Source organism: Martelella limonii, assembly GCF_013344475.1.
GTDB classification, from domain to species: domain Bacteria; phylum Pseudomonadota; class Alphaproteobacteria; order Rhizobiales; family Rhizobiaceae; genus Martelella; species Martelella limonii.
Genome location: NZ_JABUOU010000004.1, coordinates 334263 through 356805 on the forward strand (window position 1 = coordinate 334263; position 22543 = coordinate 356805).

Sequence of the window (22543 nt, forward strand, 5' to 3'; positions counted from 1 at the left end):
CTGCGACGGACGAAGCTCGTTCCGACGCTTGAGGCAGGGCCTTGGGGCCCTGCCTCCTCTTTTTTGTCAGGCCTTGTTCTTGTTGTAGACGTCGAAGACGACGGCTGCGAGCAGAACCAGGCCCTTGATCACCTGCTGATAGTCGATGCCGATACCCATGATCGACATGCCGTTGTTCATGATGCCCATGATGAACGCGCCGACGACCGCACCGACAATCTTGCCGACGCCGCCCGACATCGACGCACCACCGATGAACACGGCCGCGATCACATCGAGTTCGAAGCCATTGCCGGCCTTCGGCGTTGCTATGTTGAGGCGGGCTGCAAACACCAGGCCTGCAAGTGCCGCCAGCATGCCCATGTTCACGAACACGATGAAGTTCAGCCGCTTGGTGTTGATGCCGGAAAGCGCTGCCGCCTTCTCGTTGCCGCCAATCGCATAGACCCGCCGCCCGAAAGTCGTGCTTTCGGTGATGAAGGTGTAGATCACGGTCAGGATGGCCATCGAGATCAGCACGTTAGGGAGGCCGCGGAAGGAAGCAAGCTTCCAGGACACGAACACCAGCACGCCGGCGACGATGATGTTGCGTCCCAGGAAGAAGGACAGCGGCTCATCCTCGATGCCGTAGGCGACATTGCGCGCCCGCGAACGCCATGCGAGATAGACGATCGCCGCTGCCGCGATGATGCCGGCGGCAAGCGCCGTCATGTTCGGGCGTCCAACGCCGAAGAGATCGGGCACGAAGCCGGTGGACAGAAGCTGGAACGAACCCGGGAACGGGCCGACCGACTGGCCATTGAGGATCCACAGCGACAGGCCGCGGAAGATCAGCATGCCCGCGAGCGTGACGATGAAGGACGGGATGCGCCAATAGGCCACCCAGTAGCCCTGCCACGCCCCGATCAGCATGCCGGCCGCGATACAGGCGAAGAAGGTCACGACCACGGGCACCTGCCAGTGCACGATCATGACGGCCGCAAGCGCGCCGACAAAGCCGACGACCGAGCCGACCGACAGGTCGATATGCCCGGCGACAATGACCATCAGCATGCCGAGCGCCATGATGATCACATAGGAGTTCTGAAGGAACAGGTTGGTGATGTTGACCGGACGCATCAGCACGCCATCGGTCACGACCTGGAAGAATGCGATGATGACGATCAGCGCGAGCAGGATGCCGTAATCGCGCATTCGCAGGGTCAGATAGGAGCGGATCGAGGGCTTGTTCTCGTCTGCCGTGGTTTCCTCGGGTGTATTCATCGTCATCTCTTTCTTACTTCCTGACAATGAAGGACATGATGCGTTCCTGGCTCGCCTCTTCAGCGCTCAGTTCACCCACCAGTGCCCCCTCGTTCATGATGTAGATGCGGTCGCACATGCCGAGCAGTTCCGGCATTTCGGACGAGATCATCACCACGCCGCGGCCTTCGGCGGCGAGCTGGTTCATCAAGGTATAGATCTCGTATTTCGCGCCGACATCGATGCCGCGCGTCGGCTCGTCCAGGATCAGTACGTCGGGCTGCGTGAACAGCCATTTCGACAGCACCACCTTCTGCTGGTTGCCACCCGAAAGGTTGACAACGCGCTGGCCGACCGTTGGCGTGCGGATGTTCATCGCCTTGCGATAGTGCTCGGAGGTCTTGGCCTCCTCGGCGGTATTGAGAACGCCGTATTTCGAAACGCCGGCGAGATTGGCGAGCGTGACATTCTTGGTGATCGGCTCATCGAGAATGAGGCCAAGCCCCTTGCGGTCTTCCGTCACATAGGCAAGGCCGGCGTGAATGGCCTTCGGCACGGTGGAGACATCCACCTTGTCGCCGCCGAGCCAGACTTCGCCCGAAATGTTGCGGCCATAGCTGTGACCGAAAATGCTCATGGCAAGCTCGGTGCGGCCGGCCCCCATCAGGCCGGCAATGCCGACGATCTCGCCCGCGTGAACGTTGAAGCTGGCGCTCTTGATGACCTTCCGGTCGGCCTGCTCGGGATGCCAGACGGTCCAGTCCTTCACCGCCATCAGTTCCGCGCCGATTTTGTGCTCGCGTTCCGGATAGCGGTTTTCCATGTTGCGGCCAACCATCGCCTGGATGATCTTGGCCTCGCTAACCTCCTCGGCGTGGCAGTCGATCCCGGCGACCGAAGAGCCATCGCGCAACACCGTGATGTTGTCGGCGACTTCCTCGACCTCGTTCAGCTTGTGCGAAATCAGGATCGAGGTGATGCCCTGCTGCTTCAGTTCCTTCAGCAGCTTCAGAAGCTTGGCGCTGTCGGATTCGGAAAGGGCCGCCGTTGGCTCGTCGAGGATCAGGAGCCTGACATCCTTCGAAAGCGCCTTGGCGATTTCCACAAGCTGCTGCTTGCCGACGCCGATCTTCTCGACGAGCGTTGCCGGCGGATCCTTGAGGCCCACCTTGCGCAGGAGCTTTTCGGTGCGGTCGAAGGTTTCCGGCCAGTCGATCACGCCGGCGCGTGCGACTTCATTTCCAAGGAAGATATTTTCCGCGATCGACAATTGCGGCACCAGGGCAAGCTCCTGGTGGATGATGATGACGCCCTTCTTCTCGCTGTCCGCAATTCCGGAAAAGGTCGCCAGCTCGCCGCCATAGTAGATTTCCCCGTCATAGGATCCATGGGGATAAACGCCGGACAGAATTTTCATCAATGTGGATTTGCCGGCTCCGTTTTCGCCGACCAGCGCGTGAATTTCGCCTTCGTCGACCTTCAGGTCGACATCACTCAACGCCTTCACACCGGGAAACGTCTTCGTGATCTTTCGCATTTCGAGCAATGTTGTCATGACACCTGTCACCCGTTTGGCACCGGGCCGTCGCTTCAAGGCGAAAACCCCACCCTTTCCATCGACGCATCGGCCTTTGAAGGCAATCGAAATGATGCGTCAGGCCCGCCGCCGGAAGAACCGGCGACGGGCCCTTGAACGAATTTCAGTTTATCAGTTTTCGACCTGCTGCATGGTATAATATCCGCTGTCATCCACCAGGATCTGCTTCCAGTTATCCTTGGTGACGATCACCGGCTCCAGCAGGTAGGACGGGACGACCTTATCGCCGTTGTTATAGGTGCTGGTGTCGTTGATTTCCGGCTCCTTGCCTTCGCCGATGGCCTCCACCATGCCGACGGTCACGCCGGCAAGCTTGCGGGTATCCTTGAAGATCGAGGAGTACTGGTCGCCGTCAACAATCGCCTTGACGTTCGGCAGGTTGCTGTCCTGGCCGGTGATGATCGGCATGGTCATGTCGCCGGAGCCGTAGCCGATGCCCTTCAGCGAAGAGATCGAACCCATGGCGAGGTCATCGTTGGAGGCATAGACGCCGTGGAGCGGCTTGTCGGTGTAATAGGCCGAAAGCAGGTTGTCCATGCGCGCCTGGGCTGCCGCGTTCGACCAGTTCAGCGTACCGATCTTGTCCATGCCCATCTGGCCCGACGGGATCACGATATCGCCGGAATCGATCAGCGGCTGCAGAACCGACATGGCGCCGTTGTAGAAGAAGTAGGCGTTGTTGTCGTCCGGCGAACCACCGAACAGCTCGACATTCCACGGCTTCACGTCGGGGAAGCGCTGCTTCAGGCCTTCGACCAGGCTGTTGCCCTGGAGAACACCGACCTTGAAGTTGTCGAACGTGGCATAAAAGTCAACGTCCGGCGTGTTGAGGATCAGGCGGTCATAGGCGATCACCGGAATATCGGCGGCGGCTGCGTTGGCGAGCGGGCCGGTCAGCGAACCGCCATCGATGGCTGCGACGACCAGAACCGTCACACCCTTGGTGATCATGTTCTCGATCTGCGACAGCTGCTGCGGAATTTCGTTTTCGGCGTACTGAAGGTCAGTCTTGTAGCCGGCCGCCTCGAACTGCTCGACCATGGACGCGCCGTCCTTGTTCCAGCGGTCAAGGCCCTTGGTCGGCATCGCGATGCCGACATAGCCCTTGTCTGCCGCCATTGCCGGTGCGGCAATGGCAATCGCTGCCACCGAAGCAGCAGCAAAAATTGATACGATCTTTCTCATATCTCTCTCCCGTTTAGGACCTCTAAGGGCCGTATCTTGGATGCACCTCCGAATGTGCGGAGGTCTTCTGCCATAAAACCACCGGGGAACGCCAGAGGTTTTGAGGCACGTAAGTCAAAAATGATCGGAAGAAGAATTCCGAACGGAAAAGGCCGGCGCCAAGGCGCCGGCCCGGATGATTATTTCAGCTGGTCGAGCGTGTAGTAGCCGCTCTGGTCAACCAGGACCGCTTCCCAGTTCGACTTGTCGACCGAGACCGGTGCCAGCAGATAGGACGGGACGACCTTGACGCCATTGTCATAGGTCTTGGTGTCGTTGATTTCCGGCTCGCCACCGGCAAGCAGCGCGTCCACCATGCCAACCGTCACGCGGGCCAGTTCACGCGTATCCTTGAAAACGGTCGAATACTGCTCGTCGGCAATGATCGACTTGACCGAAGGGACCTCGGCGTCCTGGCCGGTCACGATCGGCATCAGCTGATCGCCGGAGCCATAGCCAACGCCTTTCAGCGAGGAAAGAATGCCAATCGACAGGCCGTCATAGGGCGACAGAACGCCATTCACCTGCTTGTCGGTATAGTTCGCCGAAAGCAGGTTATCCATGCGGGCCTGGGCTTCCGCGCCGTCCCAACGCAGTGTGCCGACCTGGTTCATGCCCATCTGGCCGGACGGGATCACGATCTCGCCGGAATCGATCATCGGCTGCAGCACGGACATGGCGCCATCATAGAAGAAATAGGCGTTGTTGTCGTCCGGCGAACCGCCGAACAGCTCGACATTCCAGGGCTTGGTATCCGGGAAGCGCTCCTTCAGGCCCGAAACAAGGCTTTCGGCCTGAAGAACGCCGACCTTGAAGTTGTCGAAGGTGGCGTAATAGTCGACATCGGGGCTTTCGCGGATCAGGCGGTCATAGGCGACCACCGGAATGCCGGCGGCAGATGCGTTTGCCAGGGCGTTTGAAAGCGTGGTGCCGTCGATCGAGGCGATCACGAGCGCGTCCACGCCCTTGGTGATCATGTTTTCGATTTGCGACAGCTGGTTGGGAATATTGTCCTCTGCATACTGCAGGTCGGTGGCGTAGCCAGCTTCCTTGAACTGGTCGACCATGGACTGACCGTCCGAAATCCACCGTGCGGAGGACTTGGTGGGCATCGCGATCCCGATCGTGCCCTTGTCCTGCGCAAAGGCCGGAACGGCAAAGGACGCGACCGTCATCGCCGCAACGGCAAGTGCGGAAACTACCAATTTCATAACTCTCTCCCAATTCGCGAATATGTTCTCGTCCTGCGCCTCGGCCGCCCGTGCGGCCTCAGGTCCTCCCCAACGCAACCCGGAAGGTTGCAAAACGCAGATCGCGGCATGCAACTGAAACCGGAGAGCCGCGCCTGTCAAATTGATAGTACCGAAGCTGATATACCAATTCTGCTATATATGAAGATTGCCCTTCCCTCAGGTCATTGAATCCCCTGCGGGATTCCAGCGCCCGCAGCATGCCCTGAAGCATGCGCCTTAGCCTTATGTCTAATACCACGAAGCGCGCGAGGACTGGACGGACGAACGGCCGGGCGACCGGTTTTGGGCAGAAACGAATTTTGAGATTGATGCAGCGGGCAAGCTGGGTTAAAGAAACCGCGCAGGCCGAAAGGCCATGCAGATGCGCCCGTAGCTCAGCTGGATAGAGTGTTGGATTCCGATTCCAAAGGTCACAGGTTCGAATCCTGTCGGGCGCGCCAAATACCGCCGATTACCCTCCGCAGTACGCTATAGCCGCCGAGCGCACGCCCTTGCATCTGGTAGAGGCCGGCCCGCGCGCAGAAGAGCGTAGAAATGGCGGCGTTCGGCGGCGAAAAGTTCGAATCGCTTTCGGTCGAATGATTGTCACAAGAATCCGTCGCGGCTTGCTGGAGCTGGAGCCGGACGAAGACACACCAATTATCTGGCGAACTACACTGTTCCCAGCTCCTCTCGAGGAGACCTGAAGGACAGCGGCGACTGTGTTACGATAACTGAACGAGGTAGTTGGGGGAGTAGATGGGCAATCCGCAAAATTTTAGCATCGACGTTCCGCAACGGTGCCTGATACTGCTTGAACAGTTGTGGCCTTCGGTTTCGAACAAGGCCGATGGGCGGGAGCTCCCGCTGAACGCGTCATTCCTGCTAGCGATCTCAACGCCGATGGTGAATTTGCCCATCGAGAGGATATGGAAGCCGCAGAACGGCCGAGCGGTCGGTCATCTCAATGATGCGATCCTCGATGCCTCGCTCGCAAAGGCGGTGAAGGCGGACATTGGTCAGAACCCTGTTGTCAAGGCACCGTTCTACGAAGCCGGCGCGTGGCGATATCACTATTTGCCGAAGGGGACAGCATTACCCGACCTTTCCAGACAAGGCCTGCCGCTGGCCGTTCAACAAGTTCTTGCTACGGACACCGCTCTATCCGCTGCCGACGTGCTTGCTACCGAAACATTCTGCAGCATCCTGCGAAATGGCCTGGCGCACGGGGGCGTACTCTACCTCGACAGCCATGGCCAAACGACGGAAGGGGCGCCGGTTACGAGGTTCTGCTTTGTTAGTACGAAGCAAAAAAATCAGGCCGTCGTCGGCCTGCACTTCCTTCAGATCACGATGAAGAATTATCGCGCGTTCCTTGGAAGATGGGTCGGCTGGCTGCAAAACGGGACTGCAATGCCCGCGACCTAAAAATGTTTCCTTAAATCATCCTGCTTACTTGCCATTTTACTGCACTTATTCTCACATCCGGTCCAAGGTCCGCACGCGGCTTCAATAAGCCGGTCAGATCCATCGGTTGAGCCTGGAGGTAGCAGTCGTGGCACCAGCTAGGCTGGCACGTTGGGGAAGCGGACGTTACTCGAACCGTTCTTTGTAATACGATGAGCGCCTCTACGGGCTCGAGGTGATTTTCAAGGGCATAACCTTCTCGATCCTTTAGCGACGGTTTGCTTTCCTCTCCTTTGTGCTATCCCTCGCTCGGGGATGGAAGGCGACAATCAGCCTGCAGAGCAGCTTTAGGGGAGGAAGCAATTCTTGTCGATCACGGCTGACAGCGATGCGCCTCGTCACGCCGACCGCGATCTGATGCCGTGGGACTTCGCTCGCGAAATCGCGAATATCGCAACCTCGCAGCTCGAATATGCGCTCGAAGGCCGCCGGCGCAAAATCAAAGTCTATGAAAGCCTGAAGAATCTCAACGAGGTCATCGGTACCCAATATGGCGACCGCGTCCTTTTCGAGCTAGTGCAAAACGGGCATGACGCGCACCCTTCAGACACACTCGACGGCACGGGAGAAATCGCCGTCCGGCTTCTGATTTCGGCTGACGATAGCGGCGAGTTGCTCGTTGCCAACCGCGGGCGCGCCTTTACCCGATCGAACCTCGATGCGGTTATCAATATCGGGACCAGCGACAAGCGTATCGGAGAAGGGATCGGCAACAAAGGACTCGGGTTCCGAAGCGTCGAGGCGCTGACCGACGAGGTTCGGATATTCTCGAGTTCTCCAACGGGGTCGCGCGGCCGCTTCGACGGCTATTGCTTACGATTTGCGACACAGGAAGAGATCGAGGCCGACTTGTTAGCCATCGGTGCAAGCCCCGAGGACGCTAGCTATGTGGCGGCGACCGTGCCTCGGTATCTGGTTCCCAAGCCCGTGTCAGAACGAAACGATGCGCTTGATGCGCTCGCGGCCGCCGGATTCGCGGCCGTCGTCTCGCTGCCGCTGAAATCTGTGGATGCCGTCGCACTCGCTGAACGACAAGTAAATGAGTTGCTTGATCCTAAGGCGCCGGTGCTCCTGTTCCTCGATCGGCTTGCGGCGTTGGATGTGGAGATCGCACGCGAGGATGCGTCCGTCCTTCACCGCCGCTCGACCCGCTCGGTAGAACCGATTGCCGATATGGCATCCGATGCTTGCTCGCTGGCGAAGGTCACGGTCGACGGGAACTCTTATCTGCTCGCTCGCTCGGTCCTGCCTAAAGAACCCCTGTTCGATGCCATCCGTGCAAGCATGCAGGCTGCTACGATGCTGAAACGGTGGCTCGAATGGCAGGGTGAGGCGGTCGTATCGGTCGCCGTACCGCTCGGCGGGTGCGGTGCGGCGGGGCGTCTCTACAATTTCCTGCCGATGACCGAAAATGCGACGTCACCGATGGCCGGACATATCGATGCACCCTTCTTCGCCGATATCGATCGCCGTTCGATGAAGCCCGATCTGCCGCTCAACAGGCACCTGCTCGAGGCGGCGGCCACCGCCTGCGCGATAGCGGCAACCGAAATCGTCGATCGCGGCCTCGAACTGCCGCCGACAGCCGTCGTCGATCTCGCTGCCTGGGCGTCGCCGCATTTGCCCAAGGTGCTTGCCGCCTTCCGAAATATCGAACGCCCACTCGGGGAAGCTGCGATCTGGCACGTCGTGTCGGGCGGTCCGTCGAACTGGGCGAGCTTCAAAACACTTTACGTCTGGCCCGAGGTCAAAACGGGTCTGATGACCAAGCGGCGGCTCGCGGAGGTCGCCGAGGCGGATATTCTTGCCGATATGCTCAATGCCGATCGCGTATCGCGTATCAAGGCGCTCGCGGCGTCGGTGAGTTTGCCCCTGGAGCTATCCGGCGATGCGCTGTGCGGATGGACCGAAGCGGTGGCCGATTGGCTGGCGCGCGGGCGCAGGGCCTCGCCGACCCGGTGGAAGACATTTCTCGATGACCTCCACACGGTGTTTGACGCGGCCGCTCTCCAACTGTCGTCGCTCGAAGGCCGGAAGATATTTGTTGATGCCGACGGCAAACTCCTTGTGGCGACGGCAAAGGGCCGCGACGGCGCACCGCCAGTGTTCATCCGGACGAAGGGCGGGCGTGGCCGGCGCGGCGAAGGCCCGCCTAGCCCGCCGGCGTCGCTCAAGCGCAAATTCCGGTTCCTGAGCCCTGCGATCGCGCTGACCGAGACGACCCAGCGTGCATTCGAGAAGGCCGGGCTCCTCAGAGGTTACGATCCGCTCGACGTGCTGCTCGCGCTCAAGGGTGCTCTCGAACCGAAGGCGAGCGCTCTCCAGCGCCAGGAGGCATTGCTCTGGTCGTTCAAGGTGTGGCGCGGCGGGGGCGGGAAACAGATCGAGGAAGCTCTGCGCGCGGCCGATCTGTCGGTGCCGACCCTCGGCGGATGGAGCCGGGCACGGTCCGCGCTGTTCTCGGGTGCCTGGACATCGCTCGGCCGCACGGTCGAACAATATCTCGTCGAGGCAGCCGCAATCTCGCCCGATTGCGGTCGGGCGCGCGACCGTCTGCTCGTCAGTTTCGGTGATTGGCCGCGAGCCGCCGCGGACGATCGGCGCGAAGACTGGGCCCGCTTTCTCGCCTTGCTTGGAACGAGCGACGGCCTTCCGGCGCTCGCTGCCGATGTCCGGCGCCGCGGGACACCAACCGGCTATTGGAATGATATCCTCTCCACCGTCTCGGCGAAGCAGGGCTTCGACAGGGTATGGGTAGCCAAGGTCGGCTCGACATCCTTCCAAAATCCCTACACCGATTACGACCTGACCGGCGATATCTGGCGGCTGCCGGGTCAGACCGAATATGCCGAGCTGTCCGTCGATGCCCGCGCCGCTCTGTCCGATTTAATCGTCACCTTCCTGCGCGACCATGGCGACAAATATTTCCAATTTTCTATCGAGCATTACCGCCATCACAACCGCGTCGCGCTGCCGACGCCGCTGGCGGTGTTTCTCGCCACCGCGCCTTGGGTCGCCAGCACGAAACAGGACGAGATCGTCTTCGCGGCGCCCGCGGCGAGCTGGTCGACAACCGCTGCCCGCCAGCCGCCACCGCGTTTCGTTCCGCGTTTTCAGTCCGAGGTCGGCGCCCGCGCTGCGTTGCCTGCGATCCTGTTCGACCCGCGCATCGGTTTGCGCGACTGGTCGAGCCGCGACAATGCGGCCGCGCGCCTCGCATCGCTCGCGGACAGCCTGGAAGACCTCTCAGCCGCCGAGCGCCGCGATCTGCGCGACCAACTACGCCGCGCTTGGAGCGACGTCGCGGAAACGAAGGGCGCATTGCCAGCGGCCCTCTCGTTGGTCGTAGAGCGCATGGGGAGTCTTGAATGCTGTCGTCCGGACCCGACCGATCCGCCGCTCGTCCATATCACAAGCGAGCGGCAAGGATTCGCGGCGCGGGCCTTGGCCGATCGCGGGGAAGCGGTGCTCGACGTCGGCGAGAATGACGGCGCGACGATCGCCGGCCTTATCGAGGCCATGGCTGGCTTTCGGGTGCAGCTCGCCGACTCTAGCGAAGTGCGGCTCATCGTCGACGGCGAGGACTTCGCACCCGAACCGAACGACCCTCCGCTCGTCGCCGACGCGCTCGCCTGGCTCGTCGATGCCGCCGTCCTCGCTCACGAATACCTGGGCGACCCCCTCGAATTGCGGACCATACCGCCCGACGAACTGGAGCGCCGCCTGCGCCAGATCCGGCTCCGGCGCTGCGCCAGCTTCGCGCTGATGATCGATGGCGAGCTCGCACATGCACGCGGCGACGAACGCGCCCAGCCGGTCGCTCATCCCAAGTCGCCGACCCTTGTGCTGGTCGCGGACGCCGCGATAGGGCTCGACCTACTCTGCGAGGCGGCGCCAGCCATTACCAAATTGATGGGAGTGCGTCGGAACACGCTGGAAACCATGCTCGAACGTCTGGAGCGGGCGGGGTTCGGTGGCGCCGGGAAGCCGACCGAGGAACACTATGCACGCGCCATCAAACGCGACGAGACCATCATCCGCGATCATTTCGCGGCGACTCGCAGCGGCGTCGAATGGCGGGTGCGCGCCTTGCTTCCTGTCGTCGCACATCTCGGGGGGCTCGAACGCGCCAAGGACCTCGAAGAGCTGCACGAGCGACTTGGTTCGTCGCTGAACCTGCGCTCCTGGGTTTCCGAGCGGTTCGACGAGACGATCGCCGAGCGATCGCTTGCCGCAGTCGAGGAAACCGACAATCAGGGGTTCATCCGCCGGGCGATGGGGTTCGATTTCGCGTCCTATGCCGAAACACTCGCGTCGCTGGGCTATCCGCCGCTCAACGACGAGAACGATTTCCGGCGCATGTTCGAGGTGTATCTCGGTGAACTCAAGCCGGGGCTGCTCGATCGTGTCCGTCGCCGTTTTGCCGGCGTATGGGCCGCGGGCGAGGACCTTGCCGCCTATGCGGCCGCGCGGAGCCTCGACTTCGTGACATTCGATCCGGCGTGGCCTCGGATCCTCGAATCGCTCACCCGCGAGGTCGTGGCAGCGCGCGCGGCTGCCGCCGCCGCAGAGCTTCTGGGTCCGGACAATCCGGAGGTCGATCTCCCGCCGCTCGACCGTGTCGCCGCAGACAACCGCAAGCTCGTGCTGGCCTATCATCCGGACCTCGCTGGGCTGGCGCGCGCATGGTGCCGCAAAAGCGAGAAGGCGGTGCCGGCATTGATCGAAGCGGCCGACTCGCAAACGCTGGTCCGCACGCTCGACGAAGCCGGCTTGCTCGACTTCGAGAAGCTCGACGCGGCACGGCTCCCGGAATTCTACGCGCGTGTGGGAGCTTGGCCGGCGGGGATGCCGCTCACCGCCGATCTCGCACGCCTTGGGCTCGATCCCGACGATCTGCAACGCGATGCGATCGAGGCGCGCGAGGCGAAGCGGAAAGCGGAAGCCGCGCGGCGCACGATCCCGTTCGCGGGAGAGAAGCTCGACGCGGGTGCTGGAGATTTCGTCCGGCGGTTCGAGGCACTTGCTACCGCCGCGATCCAAAACGGCGATGACTGGTTCACGCGGAGCCGTGCCCCGCGACTGCGCCTGCAAGATCAGCGCGTACCAGGAACGCCCGGAGGCGGCGGAGGAGGTGGCGGTCAGTCGTGGCGAACGCAACCACCCGAAGCAGTGAAGACCGCGATGGGCATTGCGAGTGAGTGGCTCGCCCGCGAATATTTGCGCAGGCGGCATCCCAAGGAAATGACCGACGTTTGCTGGGTCTCATCCAACCGCGCCGCTTTCTGCACGGGCCCCGCTGGCGACGATAGCCTCGGTTATGATTTCCGGGTCGTCACCGAGCGCAACGAATGGCTCTACGAGGTGAAGTCGTCGGTGGACGCGGGCGGCGAGTTCGAACTCACTGCCCGCGAACTCGAGGTCGCGGGCAGTGCGAGCCTCGAGCTCAAGCGACGATACCGTATCCTCTACGTCCCGTTCGTTTTCGATCCCGCCCAATGGCGCGTGCTGCCGCTGTCGAACCCGGCCGCCCCGAATACTCGCGATCGGTTCCGCGTGCTGCGGGGCGGTTCGGTGCGCTATCGCTTCGAGCGACAATAAGGTGTGGCTGCGAGGTATATCGGAGCCCTTTTCGGACCTTCGCTTCCATGGAGAGAAGTCCGCGATCGACTTACAGAAATCTAAAGCTGCCGGGCACGTCTCTCCCCAAATCAGTCGCTGAACGGCGTGGCAACGAGGAAAGTGACCATGGGTTTCTTCTGACTTTATCCAGTGAACGGCTGCCGTCCTCCAATCTTCAATTAGAGGGCTATGGCGTAGACATAGTTCTCATCATCACCCGGCGCGGCGCGCCACAAAGACCCCTTCTGACATCGTATCATCTCGGTTTGCGCTGCCGCCTTCCGCACCTGAGCCCGCCGAAGCATCCGGAGCGATCACGGCCGCGTCGAGGATCAAGCCTCGCGAAATCCCGGCAGATAATGCACGCCCTCAAGGCCGGAGAACCGGGCAAGCCGCGAAAGCTCTGCATCGAGCCTTGCGAGCCGTCCGGCGGAGGCGCGGATGCCGGGTTCCAGCCATAGCCGCGTTACGTCGAGCTTTCCGCGCTTCCGGTCCGCCTTCATGTCGATCCGGCCGATCAGCCGGTCGCCTTCGAGAAGCGGAAAGACGTAATAACCATATTGGCGCTTCGCCTCCGGCACAAAAATCTCGATGCGATAGGAAAAGCCGAACAGCCTTTCGGCGCGGTTGCGGTCGCGCAGGATCGGGTCGAACGGGCTCAGCACGCGGATCCGCGTCGGCGGCTCCGGCACATCGCAGAGCGTCTCGATCTCCGCGGCGAGCGCAAGCGCCGCCCTTGGCCTTTCCCCGTCCACGGTTTCAACGCCCACTTCGACGAGACTGTCCCTGTTTGCGGCAGCCCAGCCCTTTGCCTCGTCGGGCGAGACCAGCGCGAAAAAGGCAGCGATCTCGCCCGTCGTTGCAAAGCCGAGGCGGGTGAGTGCTGCCCGGCAGGCCCAGTCGACAAAGGCATCGTGATCGATCTCGGCAAGGCGGTGGCGATCAGGCACGACCCGCTCGGCAAGGTCATAGGCCTTCTGGAAATTGACCCTGTGGCAGATCGAGACCCGTCCCGTGCGCCAGTGGTATTCGAGGGCGGTCTTGGCCGGATGCCAGTTCCACCAGCCACCCGAAACATGGTCGTCCTGTTTCAGCTCGCGGGCAAAGATCGGCCCGCGCCGGCGCACCTCCTCATAGGTTTCGTCGAAAACCGCTGCGAAGCCTTCTCCCTGCCATTTTCGCCAGCGCTCCATCAGCCGCGCTTCCTCGCGGCGGAAACGGTGTTTCCAATAGGGATAGAATGCCATCGGAATAAACGAGGCATCATGCGTCCAGTGCTCGAACAGCGCCCGGTCCTTTTCGAGAAGCTCAGCCAGATGCGCCTTGCGATAGGTCTGGTTGCGGGAAAACAGGATCAGGTCATGAGCGCGCTCGACGGTGCGGATCGAATCGATCTGCACGAAGCCGATCGTTTCGATCAGAGCGAGGAGACCTGCCTTGTCCATCCCCCTGCCCGGCGGCATGGAAAGGCCCTGACGTGCAAGAAAGATCCGCCGGGCATCGATGTTGGAGATCGTGATGGTCATGAAAAAGCCTGAACCGATTCGGACAAAATAAGAACATCGGTCCCGGCATGCGTCAAGCACAACCAAACTGACACTTTCGGAACCGGCTTTTCCTGCCTATAAGGAGGGAAAACCGGCCGGGGGCAGACGTGCACATCGAATTCAGAGCAGCCGGCGTTACCCATGAGGGCCGGGTGGCGCTTCATCCCCTGACGCTGGAACTGACAGGGCGCCGGATCGGCGTGATCGGGCTGAACGGCTCCGGAAAGACGACCTTTGCCAGGCTGATCAACGGCCTCACGCGCCCGACCACCGGCAGCGTCACGGTCAATGGCCGGGACAGCGTGTCGGATGCGCAAGGGGTGATGGCGGATACCGGCTTCGTGTTCCAGTCGCCGCAAAACCAGATCATCCTGCCGATCCTGAAGGATGACATCGCACTCGGGCTGAAGGCGCGCGGGGTTGCCAAAGCCGACATTCCTGCCCGCTCGGAGGCAGCGCTTGCCCGCCTCGGCATCGCGCACCTTGCCAAGCGCCGCGCCCACGAACTTTCCGGCGGCGAGCTTCAACTTGCAGCCCTCGCGGCCGTGCTTGCAACCGAACCCTCGCTGGTGATCCTCGACGAGCCGACCAACCAGCTCGACCTGAAGAACCGCAAGCGTGTGGCAGATACCATTCAGGCGCTTGAAGAAGACGTCATCGTCGTTTCGCACGATCTGGCATCGCTGGTCGATTTCGAGCGGGTGCTGCTGTTTCACGAGGGGCGGCTTGCAGCAGACGGCGCGCCGTCTGCTGTGATCGCGCAATACGAAGAAATGAACCGCTGATGCAGGCGCTTTATGTCGAGGGAAATGGCCTGCTCCACCGGCTGCCGCCGGGGCCGAAGCTTGCCGGGCTGGTAGCGTTTTCGCTTGCGGCCTTCCTCGTCAAGGACCTTCTTCTGCTGTCAGGTTTCATGCTGTTGGCAGCGCTTGCCTATGCGAGCCTGCCGCTCGGATTGCGCGCCGCGTTTTCGCGGCTGGTGCCGTTGGCGCTTGCAGCTCTCTTCGTCGGCGGCGTCGGCCTGATCTTCAACCCGTGGCAGCAGGCGGCACAATCGGTGCTCAGGCTCTCGGCGCTGATGCTGGCGGCAGCAGCCGTGACCGCTGCCACGCCTGTCCCCGCTTTCATCGACACGATTACCCGCTGGGCCCGCCCGCTTGAAAGGCTCGGCCTGGTGAAGGCGGCCGATATCGGGCTTGCGGTCGGCCTTGTCATTCGCTTCGTCCCGGATATTCTCTCCCGCTATGGCGCAATCCGTGACGCCCACCGCGCCCGTGGCATCAGGTTCAGGCCGTCGGGCGCGATTGTGCCGCTGATCATCTTGACCTTGCGGGACGCGGACAGTATCGCCGATGCCATCGATGCCCGCGGCATTCGCGGTGCAGACAGAAGGAACTTGAAATGACCTCACGTGATCTGGTTCTGGTTTCGCTGTTCGCGGCCATCATTGTAGCCCTCGGCATGCTTCCGGCGATCCCGCTGGCCTTCATTCCCGTGCCGATTACCGCGCAGACGCTCGGCGTCATGCTGGCGGGTCTTATCCTCGGCCGCAAGCGCGGCGCTGCCGCCATTCTGGTCATCTATGTGCTCGTCGCGATCGGGCTGCCGATCCTTGCCGGCGGTCGCGGCGGGCTTGGCGCATTCGCGGGACCGACGGCAGGCTTTCTGATCGGCTGGCTCCCAGGCGCCTATATCTGCGGCGCACTTGCAGAGCATGCTGCGGAAAACGACAATCCGCTTCGCCAGACCTTCGGCTTTTTCATCGCAGCCGTCGCCGGCGGCGTGGTGGTGGTCTATTTCCTGGGCATCGCATGGCTTGCCTATGGCGTCGGCATGGGTATCTCGCCAGCCGTTGCAGGATCGATGGGCTTTGTGCCGGGAGACCTGATCAAGGCCGTGCTTGCAGCGCTTGCCGCCCGCGCGGTGATGCTTGGCTATCCGCTCCTGCCGCAGAGACTTTCGAGCGACGCCTAATCGAGAAACGAAAACAGCCAGTCCCGCGTTGCCTCCGGCAGCGGGGCCGGCTCGCCATTGGCGCGGTGGACCGCGGTCCACAACAGCTCGACTTCGGCCGCAATCTGGTTGCCCGACTGCACCGCCACATTGAAGCCGATCGACTTGCCGCCGATCTTGGCCGCGCGCACGATCAGTTCGGCAAGCTCGCCATTTCTCAAGCCGCGATAGAAGGTGCAGCCGACCTTGCGCACGACATAGGCGGGCTCGTTTGGAACCTCGGGCCGGAACTGCCAGAACCGCGCCAGCGCTTCCTCGGCATGCTCGATATAGGCTGCGGTGTGCATCCGCCCATGCATGTCGATATCTCGATAGGGAACGCGCAGTTCCGTTCTTTCTGGATGTCGTTCATCCATAGCCCACACCCTTTCGGCGCCTGAGGACGCCGTTACGCACGTTTTCACCGGCATTGCGCGCGCGTTTAAAGTGCCGCAGCGCGAAAAGCTCAGCGTTATATAGGCGCTTTCACGGGCAAACGCCATGACAGGGTTATCGAATGGTTAGCAGGGCGCCCGCGATCGCTTGACTTGCAATAAGCTCGGGGCGCATTACCTTCCCAAAACACACTGGCATCACTTCACGGACAGGAAAGAGGCCCTGACATGGCGGAAGCAGCGGCAAAACCGACGGATGTAACAGGGCTGACCTTCGAACGCGCCGTCGAGGAGCTGGAATCGATCGTTGCCCGTCTCGAGCGTGGCGATGTGGCTCTCGAAGAATCGATCGCGATCTATGCCCGCGGCGAAGCGCTCAAGAAACATTGCGAGAAGCTCTTGAGCGCGGCGGAAGCCCGCGTCGAGAAGATCCGCCTCGACCGCGAGGGGCGTCCGGCCGGCACGGAGCCGCTCGACCCGCAGTAATCATGGGCGCTTCGAAGCGCCGGGAGTATCGGACATGTCTTTCTTTCCAGGCAAGGACCCCGAATTCGGCGATGCCGAAAGCTGCAATGACGTCACCCAGCTGATCATCCCGCGCACCAGCGATATCGGCGGGTTCGAAGTCCGCCGCGCATTGCCCACGATCAAGCGCCGTCTGGTCGGGCCGTTCATCTTCTTCGACCGGATGGGCCCGGCCCGCTTCGGCGGCCATGGCGAGGCCCTCGACGTGAAGCCGCATCCCCATATCGGACTCTCGACTGTCACCTATCTGACCGAAGGCGAGATCGGTCACCGCGATACGCTTGGCAATCACACCGTGATCCGGCCCGGCGACGTCAACCTGATGACGGCAGGGCGCGGCATCGTTCACTCCGAGCGCACGCCCGAGGATCTGCGCCTGAGGCCGCACGCGCTTTCAGGCGTACAGACCTGGCTTGCGCTGCCCGAGCGTGACGAGGAGATCGATCCGACATTCGGCCATACGGAAAAGAAGGCGCTGCCGACCATTTCCGAAAACGGTGTGAGCGGGCGCGTGGTGCTCGGCCATTTCTGCGGCCTCACGGCGGATGTGAAGACCTTCACCGATACGCTGCTTGCCGATATTGCGCTCCGCCCCGGCGCCAGGCTGTCGTTTCCGGCCGAGCATGAGGAGCGCGCGATTTACATCCTTGAGGGCGCGCTTGAAGTCGGCGGCGACACATTCGAGGCCGAGCAATTGCTTGTGCTGGCGCCCAAGGACACGATCACGATTGCAGGCGCCGGGGAACACGGATGCCGTCTCATGCTTTTCGGAGGAGAGGCCCTCGAAAAGCCCCGCCATATCTGGTGGAATTTCGTGTCATCCTCCAAGGAACGGATCGAACAGGCGAAGGAAGACTGGCGTCAGGGGCGCTTCGGGCTGGTGCCCGGAGACGAACAGGAATTTGTTCCTTTGCCCGAACGCTGATATTCGCTAGAAACGATTTAGAAAAGAACGCTCTTTTGGGGCGTGAGAGGCCGCTATCGTGACGCTACCGTCCAAAACGTCCATTCTTGACCGGATCAGCTATCCCGCGGACCTGCGCGAGGTGGACGACCGCGATCTTCCGCAGCTTGCCAATGAAGTGCGCGCGGAAATGATTTCGTCCGTCTCGCGCACGGGCGGTCATCTGGGAGCAGGCCTTGGCGTGGTCGAACTGACGATCGCGATCCACAAGGTTTTCAATACGCCTGACGACCGGCTGATCTTCGATGTCGGCCACCAGTGCTATCCCCACAAGATTCTGACGGGCCGCCGCGACCGGATGACGACGCTGCGCCAGGAAGGCGGCATATCCGGCTTCACCCGGCGCGCGGAGAGCGAATATGATCCCTTCGGGGCAGGCCATTCCTCGACCTCGATTTCCGCCGGTCTCGGCATGGCTGTCGCCTCCAAGCTGCAGGACAAGCCCCGCAACGTGATCTCCGTGATCGGCGATGGCGCGATGTCGGCCGGCATGGCCTACGAGGCGCTCAACAATGCCGGCGCGCTTGGTGCCCGCCAGATCGTGATCCTCAACGACAACGACATGTCGATCGCAAGGCCGACCGGTGCGATGAGCGCCTATCTCGCACGCCTTGCCTCCGGCAAGACCTATCTCGAGGTCCGCGATTTCGGCAAGCGGCTCACCTCCTATCTCGGCAAGTCGATCGAAAGCGCGATCTCGCGTGCCGTCGGGCACGCCCGCGGCTATGTTACTGGCGGCACCATGTTCGAGGAGCTCGGCTTCTATCATATCGGCCCGATCGACGGTCACTCCTTCGATCACCTTCTGCCGGTGCTGCGCAATGCCCGCGACAATGCCCGCGGGCCGGTGCTGATCCATGTCGTGACCCAGAAGGGCAAGGGCTATGCGCCCGCAGAAGCCGCCGCCGACAAGTGTCATGCCGTCAGCCGTTTCGATGTCGTCACCGGCCATCAGGCGAAGTCCAAGCCCAATGCGCCGAGCTATACCTCCGTCTTCGCCAAGGCGCTGATCGAGGAAGCACGCAACGACAAGGATGTGGTGGCGATCACCGCTGCCATGCCGTCCGGCACGGGTCTCGACAAGTTCGAGGAAATCTATCCGAGCCGGATCTTCGATGTCGGCATTGCCGAACAGCATGCCGTGACCTTTGCCGCAGGGCTTGCCAGCGAAGGCATCAAACCTTTCTGCGCGCTTTACTCCACCTTCCTTCAGCGCGGCTACGATCAGGTGGTTCACGATGTCGCGATCCAGGGCCTGCCTGTGCGCTTTCCCATTGACCGCGCCGGTTTCGTCGGCGCCGACGGCCCGACCCATGCGGGCTCCTTCGACACCACCTATCTTGCAGCGCTTCCCGGTTTCGTGGTGATGGCCGCAGGCGACGAGGCGGAGCTCATGCATATGGTGCGCACCGCCGCAGCCTATGATGAAGGTCCGATCTCGTTCCGCTATCCGCGCGGCGAAGGCACCGGCGTGCTTCTGCCGGAGCGCGGCGAAATCCTTGAAATCGGCAAGGGACGGATCATTTCCGAGGGCTCCAAGGTGGCGCTCTTGTCCTTTGGCACGCGGCTTGGGGAATGTCGCGAGGCGGCAACCGTGCTCAACGCCGCAGGGCTTTCCACCACGGTTGCCGATGCCCGCTTCGCCAAGCCGCTCGATCACGACCTGATCCGCCAGCTTGCCGCCCATCACGAGGTGCTGGTGACGATCGAGGAAGGCTCGGTTGGCGGCTTCGGCGCGCATGTCGTCCAGTTCCTCAGCAATGAAGGCCTGCTCGACCACGGGCTCAGGGTGCGCCAACTCGTTCTTCCGGATATCTGGATGGAACAGGCGAAGCCCGAGGACATGTATGCCCATGCGGGCCTTGACCGTGACGGCATCGTCGAAACGGTGTTCAAAGCACTCGGCCATCGCGGCATGTCAACCGGCACGATCGGCTGAAGGCTTGCGCAGCCTGGAAAAACCGTCCATGGAGCGGCCATGACCGCCATGCGCCTCGACCAGCTTCTCGTCACGCTCAACCGTTTCGAAACCCGTTCACGGGCGCGCGACGCGATTGCGCGCGGCGCTGTCACCGTCAACGGCCGCAAGGCCTCCAAACCCGCGATGACGGTCAGCGCCGATGCCAGGATCGAGATCGACGATCCCGCCAAGGATTATGTTTCGCGCGCGGCACTGAAGCTTGCCGCGGCCCTTGATCACTTCACGCTGTCGCCGGCCGGTCAGCACGGGCTCGATATCGGCGCATCCACGGGCGGCTTCACCGAGGTCCTGCTCGAGCGTGGCGCTGGCCATGTGACGGCCATAGATGTCGGCCATGCTCAGATGGCAGAGCGGATCGCCGCCGATCCGCGCGTCACCAATATCGAAGGCCTCAACGCGCGCCACCTGGGCCCGCAGGATGTGACCTACGGACCGGTCGATTTCATCGTTTCCGATGTCTCCTTCATCTCGCTGAAGCTTGCGCTGCCGCCGGCGCTCGCGCTTGCGGCGCCCGGCGCCTTCTGCGTATTGCTGGTGAAGCCGCAATTCGAGGCAGGCAAGGACAATGTCGGCAAGAAGGGTCTCCTCAAGGACATGGCGATGGGCCCGGCGATTGCCGCCGAGCTCGAACGCTGGCTTACCGAAGACATGGGCTGGATCAGTCTCGGCACCACGCCCTCCCCGATCGAAGGCGGCGACGGCAACCGCGAATTTCTGCTGGCCGGTCGCAAACCCGAAGAGAAAGAGGACTAAATCCCATGTCAGCCGAAACCGTCACGATCGAGAAGCTCGGCGCCCAGGGCGACGGCATTGCCTCGACGCCCTCGGGCCAGGTCTTCGTGCCGTTCACGCTTGCAGGCGAGACGATCACCATTGCAAGGCAGAAATCCTCGGGCGACCTGATCTCGCTTCTGAAGCCCGCCCCGGAGCGAATCGCGCCTGCCTGTCGCCATTTCGGCCCTGACGGCGTGAATGGCACCTGCGGCGGCTGTTCCCTGCAGCATCTCGCCGCGGCGCCATATCATGCGTTCAAGCGTCAGGTGGTGATCGACGCGCTTTCCGCGCACGGCATCGACTGTCCGGTCGATCCGCTGGTGACGGCCTCCCCGGGCGAGCGCCGCCGCGCCACATTTTCGGCGCGGAAAACCGACCAGGGCATCATCCTCGGGTTTTCTAGCCCGCAGAGCCATCATATCGTCGAGATCGAGGAATGTCCGGTGCTCTCGCCGGCCGTGTTTTCACGGCTTCCGGCGCTGAAACTCCTGGCCGGCATCCTGGCGACCGGCAACGAGCCGTTCCGCATTTCGGTGCTCGAAACGGAAACCGGGCTTGACGTGAGCTTTTCCGGGCTGAAATCGCCGTCGGACAAGCGCCGCCAGGCCGCGACCCGGGCGGTGATGGCGGTCAAGGGCATTGCCCGGCTGACCTATGAGGATGAAATCATCATCGAGCCCGCCCGTCCAACGCTCGATATTGCCGGCACCAGGGTGAGCCCGCCGCCCTCCGGCTTTGCGCAGGCAACCCGCCAAGCGGAGGAGACGATGGCAGGCCTTGTGGTGGCGCATCTGAAGAGCTGCAAGTCGGTCGCCGACCTGTTTTCGGGCTTCGGCACGTTCGCGCTCCGGCTTGCAGCAAAGGCGCGCGTGCATGCGGTGGAATTCGATGCCCCGGCCCTTGCCGCTCTCGATCTTGCCGTGCGCAACCGCCAGGGTCTGAAGCCGTTGACCAGCGAGCGCCGCGATCTTTCCCGCAGGCCGCTTCTGCCGCGCGAGCTGCAGGGTTTCGACGGCGTGGTGTTCGACCCGCCGCGCGCCGGCGCGCGCGAGCAATGCGAGGAGCTTGCGGCCTCTAAGGTCAAGAAGATCGTCGCCGTTTCCTGCAATCCCGCAACGCTCGGCCGCGATCTGCGGATCCTGATCGATGGCGGTTACCGGCTTGAGAAGGTAATTCCGATCGACCAGTTCCTGTGGTCGCATCATGTCGAAGCGGTGGCGCTGCTCACCCGCGCATGAAAAAACCCCGGCGGTTATCCGCCGGGGTCTGGTCAGGCCATTCTATTGCGCTCAATAATAGGGCGACAGGCACTGCTGACGCGGCCCGTTATAGGGCTGGAAGGTGTTGTCATAGGCGCGGTAGGAGCGGTAGCGCTGCTCGCACCATGCGTAATGACGCGGGTTCACACCATTGGTCTGCTGCTGACGATTGTTGTTATTGTTGTTGGCAGCAATAGCACCGCCGATGATCAGAGCACCCGCACCGAGAACGGCAAGCGGAACCCACGCATTGTCGTTATTGTCCCAGCGCCAGTTCGGACCGGGACGCGGCGGACGGTAGCCCGGCGGATAACGGTTGTAGCGATCACGATTGTAGTAGCCGCCGCGACCATTATAGGCGTGATGACGGCGGTCATAACCGTGACGGCCATCATAACCCTGACGGCGATCCCAATTCCGGCCATCGCGGCCGTCGCGGTCCCAGTTGCGTCCGTCAACGCGCTCGATATTGCCGTTCGCACCGGCAGGATTGCCGTTCACCTGCATTGACTGCGCAGGAATAGCACTTGTCGCAACGACAAGCGTGGCAAGCGCAGCAGCCACCAATTTCTTTGCCCTATTCAACATTTGCATCTCCCGTTCTTTTTATTACAAACCCGAAGCCCGGAATGGCCTCGAAAGCTATGGTGACGTATATAAAACCTGCCACCTGAACTCAGGATTAACGGCTTGTTTAGCTTTCTATAAACGTGCGAAAATGC

The 22543-nt window shown here is 61.9% G+C and carries 17 protein-coding genes and 1 tRNA gene; 11 read left to right on the forward strand and 7 right to left on the reverse strand.

What is annotated here, in order from left to right:
• Positions 1-66 precede the first annotated feature (66 nt).
• From mmsB to chvE (HPQ62_RS11420), 4 genes are all read right to left on the reverse strand, one after another.
• Positions 67-1263, reverse strand: a complete 1197-nt coding sequence (gene mmsB, locus HPQ62_RS11405; RefSeq protein WP_174802796.1) for a multiple monosaccharide ABC transporter permease — start codon at positions 1261-1263, stop codon at positions 67-69.
• 13 nt (positions 1264-1276) lie between these two features.
• Positions 1277-2797: a multiple monosaccharide ABC transporter ATP-binding protein gene (gene mmsA / locus HPQ62_RS11410; RefSeq protein WP_174802666.1), complete on the reverse strand. Its 1521-nt coding sequence runs from the start codon at positions 2795-2797 to the stop codon at positions 1277-1279.
• Between the two features lie 153 nt (positions 2798-2950).
• Positions 2951-4024, reverse strand: a complete 1074-nt coding sequence (chvE, locus tag HPQ62_RS11415; protein ID WP_174802667.1) for a multiple monosaccharide ABC transporter substrate-binding protein — start codon at positions 4022-4024, stop codon at positions 2951-2953.
• A gap of 179 nt (positions 4025-4203) precedes the next feature.
• Positions 4204-5274, reverse strand: coding sequence for a multiple monosaccharide ABC transporter substrate-binding protein (gene chvE, locus HPQ62_RS11420; protein ID WP_174802668.1), 1071 nt, complete (start codon positions 5272-5274; stop codon positions 4204-4206).
• Between the two features lie 405 nt (positions 5275-5679).
• Between chvE (HPQ62_RS11420) and HPQ62_RS11425 the strand changes: the two genes are divergently transcribed.
• The 3 genes from HPQ62_RS11425 (at position 5680) to HPQ62_RS11435 (ending at position 12363) form a co-directional block, all read left to right on the forward strand.
• Positions 5680-5756 (forward strand) — tRNA-Arg (locus tag HPQ62_RS11425).
• A gap of 298 nt (positions 5757-6054) precedes the next feature.
• The gene (locus HPQ62_RS11430) at positions 6055-6723 is read left to right on the forward strand and encodes a hypothetical protein (protein WP_174802669.1); all 669 of its coding nucleotides are present in this window, start codon (positions 6055-6057) and stop codon (positions 6721-6723) included.
• Positions 6724-7068: 345 nt separating this feature from the next.
• Positions 7069-12363 (forward strand): ATP-binding protein, encoded by a 5295-nt coding sequence (locus HPQ62_RS11435; RefSeq protein WP_174802670.1) that lies wholly within the window; start codon positions 7069-7071, stop codon positions 12361-12363.
• A gap of 353 nt (positions 12364-12716) precedes the next feature.
• Here the strand turns inward: HPQ62_RS11435 and HPQ62_RS11440 are convergent, their stop codons facing one another.
• Positions 12717-13910, reverse strand: a complete 1194-nt coding sequence (locus HPQ62_RS11440) for a winged helix-turn-helix domain-containing protein (protein ID WP_174802671.1) — start codon at positions 13908-13910, stop codon at positions 12717-12719.
• Between the two features lie 128 nt (positions 13911-14038).
• On the opposite strand from HPQ62_RS11440, the gene HPQ62_RS11445 reads away from it, so the two are divergent.
• Genes HPQ62_RS11445 through HPQ62_RS11455 form a run of 3 tightly spaced genes read left to right on the forward strand, consistent with a single transcriptional unit; the run spans position 14039 to position 15905 of the window.
• Positions 14039-14716: an ATP-binding cassette domain-containing protein gene (locus tag HPQ62_RS11445; protein ID WP_174802672.1), complete on the forward strand. Its 678-nt coding sequence runs from the start codon at positions 14039-14041 to the stop codon at positions 14714-14716.
• Positions 14716-15336, forward strand: coding sequence for an energy-coupling factor transporter transmembrane component T family protein (locus HPQ62_RS11450; RefSeq protein WP_174802673.1), 621 nt, complete (start codon positions 14716-14718; stop codon positions 15334-15336). Before HPQ62_RS11445 ends, HPQ62_RS11450 begins: the two co-directional genes overlap by 1 nt.
• Positions 15333-15905 carry a biotin transporter BioY gene (locus HPQ62_RS11455; RefSeq protein ID WP_174802674.1) on the forward strand — a complete coding sequence of 191 codons (573 nt, stop codon included), beginning with the start codon at positions 15333-15335 and terminating at the stop codon, positions 15903-15905. The genes HPQ62_RS11450 and HPQ62_RS11455 overlap by 4 nt, the downstream gene beginning before the upstream one ends.
• Here HPQ62_RS11455 and HPQ62_RS11460 read toward each other — a convergent pair.
• On the reverse strand, positions 15902-16300 hold the full coding sequence (locus HPQ62_RS11460) for an acyl-CoA thioesterase (RefSeq protein WP_174802675.1): 399 nt from the start codon (positions 16298-16300) through the stop codon (positions 15902-15904). The two genes, HPQ62_RS11455 and HPQ62_RS11460, sit on opposite strands and share 4 nt — an antisense overlap.
• Positions 16301-16546: 246 nt before the next feature.
• On the opposite strand from HPQ62_RS11460, the gene HPQ62_RS11465 reads away from it, so the two are divergent.
• From HPQ62_RS11465 to HPQ62_RS11485, 5 genes are read left to right on the forward strand one after another with little or no spacing between them, the layout of a single operon-like run.
• A complete protein-coding gene (locus HPQ62_RS11465) occupies positions 16547-16804 on the forward strand; it encodes an exodeoxyribonuclease VII small subunit (RefSeq protein WP_174802676.1) in 258 nt (85 codons plus the stop codon).
• A 34-nt stretch (positions 16805-16838) separates the two neighbouring features.
• On the forward strand, positions 16839-17768 hold the full coding sequence (locus tag HPQ62_RS11470) for a pirin family protein (RefSeq protein WP_174802677.1): 930 nt from the start codon (positions 16839-16841) through the stop codon (positions 17766-17768).
• A gap of 58 nt (positions 17769-17826) precedes the next feature.
• Positions 17827-19746 (forward strand): 1-deoxy-D-xylulose-5-phosphate synthase, encoded by a 1920-nt coding sequence (gene dxs, locus HPQ62_RS11475; protein WP_174802678.1) that lies wholly within the window; start codon positions 17827-17829, stop codon positions 19744-19746.
• Between the two features lie 48 nt (positions 19747-19794).
• The gene (locus tag HPQ62_RS11480) at positions 19795-20541 is read left to right on the forward strand and encodes a TlyA family RNA methyltransferase (RefSeq protein WP_174802797.1); all 747 of its coding nucleotides are present in this window, start codon (positions 19795-19797) and stop codon (positions 20539-20541) included.
• Between the two features lie 5 nt (positions 20542-20546).
• Positions 20547-21800 (forward strand): class I SAM-dependent RNA methyltransferase, encoded by a 1254-nt coding sequence (locus HPQ62_RS11485; RefSeq protein ID WP_174802679.1) that lies wholly within the window; start codon positions 20547-20549, stop codon positions 21798-21800.
• 51 nt (positions 21801-21851) lie between these two features.
• Here HPQ62_RS11485 and HPQ62_RS11490 read toward each other — a convergent pair whose 3' ends face one another.
• A complete protein-coding gene (locus HPQ62_RS11490) occupies positions 21852-22409 on the reverse strand; it encodes a BA14K family protein (protein WP_174802680.1) in 558 nt (185 codons plus the stop codon).
• Positions 22410-22543: the final 134 nt, after the last annotated feature.

Coding starts and splice junctions, on each gene's coding strand:
- HPQ62_RS11465 (WP_174802676.1), top strand. CDS start 16,547: ATGGCGGAAGCAGCGGCAAAACCGACGGATGTAACAGGGCTGACCTTC.
- HPQ62_RS11450 (WP_174802673.1), top strand. CDS start 14,716: ATGCAGGCGCTTTATGTCGAGGGAAATGGCCTGCTCCACCGGCTGCCG.
- mmsA (WP_174802666.1), bottom strand. CDS start 2,797: ATGACAACATTGCTCGAAATGCGAAAGATCACGAAGACGTTTCCCGGT.
- mmsB (WP_174802796.1), bottom strand. CDS start 1,263: ATGAATACACCCGAGGAAACCACGGCAGACGAGAACAAGCCCTCGATC.
- chvE (WP_174802668.1), bottom strand. CDS start 5,274: ATGAAATTGGTAGTTTCCGCACTTGCCGTTGCGGCGATGACGGTCGCG.
- HPQ62_RS11460 (WP_174802675.1), bottom strand. CDS start 16,300: ATGGATGAACGACATCCAGAAAGAACGGAACTGCGCGTTCCCTATCGA.
- HPQ62_RS11440 (WP_174802671.1), bottom strand. CDS start 13,910: ATGACCATCACGATCTCCAACATCGATGCCCGGCGGATCTTTCTTGCA.
- HPQ62_RS11455 (WP_174802674.1), top strand. CDS start 15,333: ATGACCTCACGTGATCTGGTTCTGGTTTCGCTGTTCGCGGCCATCATT.
- chvE (WP_174802667.1), bottom strand. CDS start 4,024: ATGAGAAAGATCGTATCAATTTTTGCTGCTGCTTCGGTGGCAGCGATT.
- HPQ62_RS11470 (WP_174802677.1), top strand. CDS start 16,839: ATGTCTTTCTTTCCAGGCAAGGACCCCGAATTCGGCGATGCCGAAAGC.
- HPQ62_RS11480 (WP_174802797.1), top strand. CDS start 19,795: ATGCGCCTCGACCAGCTTCTCGTCACGCTCAACCGTTTCGAAACCCGT.
- HPQ62_RS11485 (WP_174802679.1), top strand. CDS start 20,547: ATGTCAGCCGAAACCGTCACGATCGAGAAGCTCGGCGCCCAGGGCGAC.
- HPQ62_RS11490 (WP_174802680.1), bottom strand. CDS start 22,409: ATGTTGAATAGGGCAAAGAAATTGGTGGCTGCTGCGCTTGCCACGCTT.
- HPQ62_RS11430 (WP_174802669.1), top strand. CDS start 6,055: ATGGGCAATCCGCAAAATTTTAGCATCGACGTTCCGCAACGGTGCCTG.